Genomic DNA, 3,718 nt, shown 5'->3' on the forward strand with positions numbered 1-3,718 from the left:
GCCCGCGCACCCGGTACGGGTGCGCGGGCCGACAGGTGATTCCGTGCCGCGGGCTTGCCTCAGAGCAGGCACTCCGTCGCGGCCTCGATGGCGGCGACCACCGTGTTCTCGAAGCGGCCGCTGAAGTCGTCCGGGTCGATGTCCAGGGTGATCGAGGTGATCACGCGCTTACGGCCGTCCAGGGTGGAGCCGATGAAGGTGGCATAGCCGGGGATACCGCCGCCGTGCCCCCACAGGCTCAGGCCGCAGGAGGTCTCCAGCGGCATGAAACCCAGGCCGTACCCCGCCGACATGGGCAGCGGCACCCACTCCGAGGGCACCCGGTCGATCATGTCGGCGAACTCCGGCTCGGCCAGCAGCTCTCCGCTGACCAGCGCCACCAGGAACCGGTCGAGGTCCTCGGCGGTGGAGATGATCGAGCCCGCCGAGCTCGCCTCGGACGGGTTCATCAGGGTGACGTCCTCCGAGCGGCCCTTGATCTGCATGTAGCCGTGCGCGTGCGGGCCGTGGATCTCCGGGTCGTCGGTGTCGGGCACATACGTCCCCGTCAGACCCAGTTGTTTGATGATCCGTTCGGTGATCTCGGTGGCGTAGTCGCGCCCGGTGACCTTCTTGATCAGCATCCCGAGGGCGATGTAGTTGGTGTTCGAGTACTCGAACTGCGTGCCCGGTTCGAAGTTCAGCGGCTTGCCCGCGGCCACCGCGACCAGGTCCTCCGGCTCGTAGTGCTTGTAGCGGTCGCGCAGGAAGCGCACGCCCGGCCGCTGGAAGGAGTCGGCGTGGTTGTACAGACCGCTGGTGTGCTGGAGCATGTGCCGGACCTTGATCCGGCCGCCCTCCGGCAGTACGCCGGGCAGGTAGGTCTCGATCGGCTGGTCCAGGTCGACCTTGCCCTCGGCGCGCAGCTGCAGGACGACGGTGGAGACGAACACCTTGGTGATGCAGGCGGCACGGAACCTGCCGTCGTAGGGCACCGGCGTTCCGCTGCCCGCTTCGGCCTCGCCGACCCGGGCGGTGAAGACGTCCTCGCCGTCGGCGATCCGGAACTGCACACCGGCGGCCCCGGCGGCGACCACCTGCTCCAGCCGCTCCTGGAGGATCTCCCGGCGCCGGTCACGGCTCAGGGTCGCGGTGTCCGCTGTCGATTGCGTCATGGTCGGTCAACCTCGATTCGGGGAAGGGGCTCGTCGGCCCGGGTCATCGCGCGGGGCGCACGGACAGGGAGTGCCAGAACACGTCACGGGGGTCCCATGCGGCCTTCACTCGTTGCAGCCGCGGGTAGTTGTCGCGGTAGTACAGCTCGTGCCAGGCCACCCCGGAGGTGTTCCAGGCCGGGTCGGCGAGGTCGTTGTCCGGGAAGTTGATGAAGGCGCCGTTGTCCCGCTCGCCGGGCACCGGGACACCGCCGGTCGAGGCGTAGACGGTGCTGTAGAAGCGGCGCAGGTTGTCCAGCGCGCTCTTGTCCAGCGCCGGGTCCTCCCAGGTGCTGTAGTAGAGGACCTTGAAGATCGAGTCGCGGTGCACGACCGCGGTGGCGTCCGCGGCGACCTCGCGCACCCTGCCGCCGTACGACTGGAAGGAGACCGTCACCTGACCGCGGCCCGGGTCGGGTTCGGCCAGCCAGTCGTGGATGACGGCGACCTGCTCGTCGGGGTAGGCCCGCTTGAGCTCCGCAGCCTTGATCTTCAGCCGCTGGCCCGTGGTCTCCTGCAGCTTGGAGTACTTGACGGTCAGCGCCATCCAGGGCGACTCGCTGAACGGCAGCACCATCGGCTGCGCGGCCACGCCCTCGCCGACCGCGTCGACGTAGTCCTGCAGGAGTTCGCGGGAGTTCTCGGCGGTGCCGTCGATCTGAGCGAAGGAGATCACCGCCGGTCCCTGCTCGTCGCCGGGCTCCCGGCCGAACAGCACCAGCCCGCCGTACAGACCGTTGTAGGGCGAGTCGGGGTCGCTGTTGCGCTCGTGCCACTCGCCGTGGTTGCGCACCAGGCGCAGATACGACTCCTTGTCCATGCCCTCCCAGGGCCAGACGACCTGGCTGTGCAGCACGGTGTGCGGCGGGGCCGGCAGCAGCCGGGAGGGGTCCGCGTCACGCGGCGCGGCCGGGTCGCGGAACCAGTACCGGGTCACCACGCCGAAGTTGCCGCCTCCCCCGCCGGTGTGCGCCCACCACAGGTCGTGGTGCGGGTCGGCCGGGTCGCGGGTGGCCACGACCGCGCGGGCGGTGCCGTCGGCATCCACGACCACCACCTCGACGGCCTCCAGGTAGTCGACCGTGAGGCCCAACTGGCGTGAGTGCGCGCCGTATCCACCACCGCACACATGTCCGCCGACCGCCACGGTCCCGCAGGAGCCGCCGGGGATCGTCACGCCCCAGCCGAAGAACAGCCTGCGGTAGACGTCGAGCAGCAGTCCGCCGGCCTCGACCAGGAAGGCGCCGCGCTCGGCGTCGTAGGCGATGGCGTTCATCTCGGACAGGTCGAGGATGACCCGCGCGCCGGATTCGTTGACGAAGTTCTCGTAGCAGTGCCCACTGCTGCGCACCGCGATCCGGGCGCCCGCGCGGACGGCTTCGCCGACGGCGGCGACGACCTGCTCGGTCGAGCTCGCCAGCACGAAGCGCTCCGGGGTCGACTCCCACCGGGCGTTGGAGTGCCGCACGGACAGGTCCCGGTAGCGGGGGTCCCCCTGGGCCACGGTCACCGGCCCGAGCAGGGCCCTGGACATCACGTCAGTCATTCATCGGCCTCTCTTGGTTCGGCCGGGCGGCCCGCACGGCCGGCACGGCACATCGGTCAGCTGAAGTCGGCGGCGTGGTCGGCGACCCACTCGGCGAAGGTGCGGGCGGGGCGACCCAGCAACTCCTCCAGGCCCGGCGTCACCCGGGGCGGCCGGACCAGGGCGTCGGCGAGGATTCCGAGGACCATGTCCACCACCGGCTCGGGCATGCCCCGCAGCATCACCGCGCGGCCCTCCTGAGGCGTGACCTCCTCGAAGCGCAGCTCGCGGCCCAGCACCTCGCCGATGATGCGGACCTGCTCGGCCTGGGTGAGCTGCTCCGGTCCGGTCACCACCGGCGCGGCCCCGAGCAGCCGGTCGGTGAGCAGCCCGGTCACGGCGACGGCGGCGACGTCCGCCTCGTGCACCAGCACCCGGACGGCATCGCCGTAGGGGGCGCGCACCGGACCGCCGGCGCGGATCGTCTCCCCCCATTTCCACAGCACGTTGACGGCGAACTCGTCGCCCCGCACGAACGTCCACTCCAGGCCCGAGTCCCGCACCGCTCGTTCCACGGCCAGGTGGTGTTCGCCGCTGTGGCTGCCCTCCTCCACGACGGAGCTGGAGGACAGCACCACGATCCGCCGTACCCCGGACCGCTTGGCCAGGTCCACGACCTCGCCCGCGGTCTCGGGCACCGGGAACAGATAGAGCGACTCGGCCCCGGTGAGCGCCGTGCGCAGCGAGTCCGGCGTCTCCAGGTCGCCCTCGTACACCTCGACACCCGCAGGCAGACCGGCCCGGTCCGGCCTGCGGGTCACGGCCCGCACCGGCGCGCCCGCCTTCACCAGACCCCGCACCACGTGCCTGCCGACCTGTCCGGTCGCTCCCGTCACCACGATCGTCACTGCCGCCACCACCTCTGAAGTCGATTCCGGTCGTCCCCGTCATCGCTCGTCCCAGCTTTGCGAGGTGCCCTCGAGGCTCCCTCGAGGGCACC

3 protein-coding genes are annotated in these 3,718 nt (G+C 70.9%); all 3 read right to left on the minus strand.

Annotated features, from left to right (window positions below):
* Positions 1–59 precede the first annotated feature (59 nt).
* From AB0N07_RS49925 to AB0N07_RS49935, 3 genes are read right to left on the minus strand one after another with little or no spacing between them, the layout of a single operon-like run.
* Entirely contained in the window at positions 60–1,154 is a 1,095-nt protein-coding gene (locus tag AB0N07_RS49925) for a serine hydrolase domain-containing protein (protein WP_365847513.1), read from the minus strand.
* Between the two features lie 43 nt (positions 1,155–1,197).
* On the minus strand, positions 1,198–2,739 hold the full coding sequence (locus tag AB0N07_RS49930) for an FAD-binding protein (RefSeq protein ID WP_365847515.1): 1,542 nt from the start codon (positions 2,737–2,739) through the stop codon (positions 1,198–1,200).
* Positions 2,740–2,795: 56 nt separating this feature from the next.
* On the minus strand, positions 2,796–3,626 hold the full coding sequence (locus tag AB0N07_RS49935; RefSeq protein ID WP_365847517.1) for an NAD(P)H-binding protein: 831 nt from the start codon (positions 3,624–3,626) through the stop codon (positions 2,796–2,798).
* Between the last annotated feature and the right edge of the window lie 92 nt (positions 3,627–3,718).

It is taken from the genome of Streptomyces sp. NPDC051172 (assembly GCF_040682555.1).
In the GTDB taxonomy this organism is placed as follows: domain Bacteria; phylum Actinomycetota; class Actinomycetes; order Streptomycetales; family Streptomycetaceae; genus Streptomyces.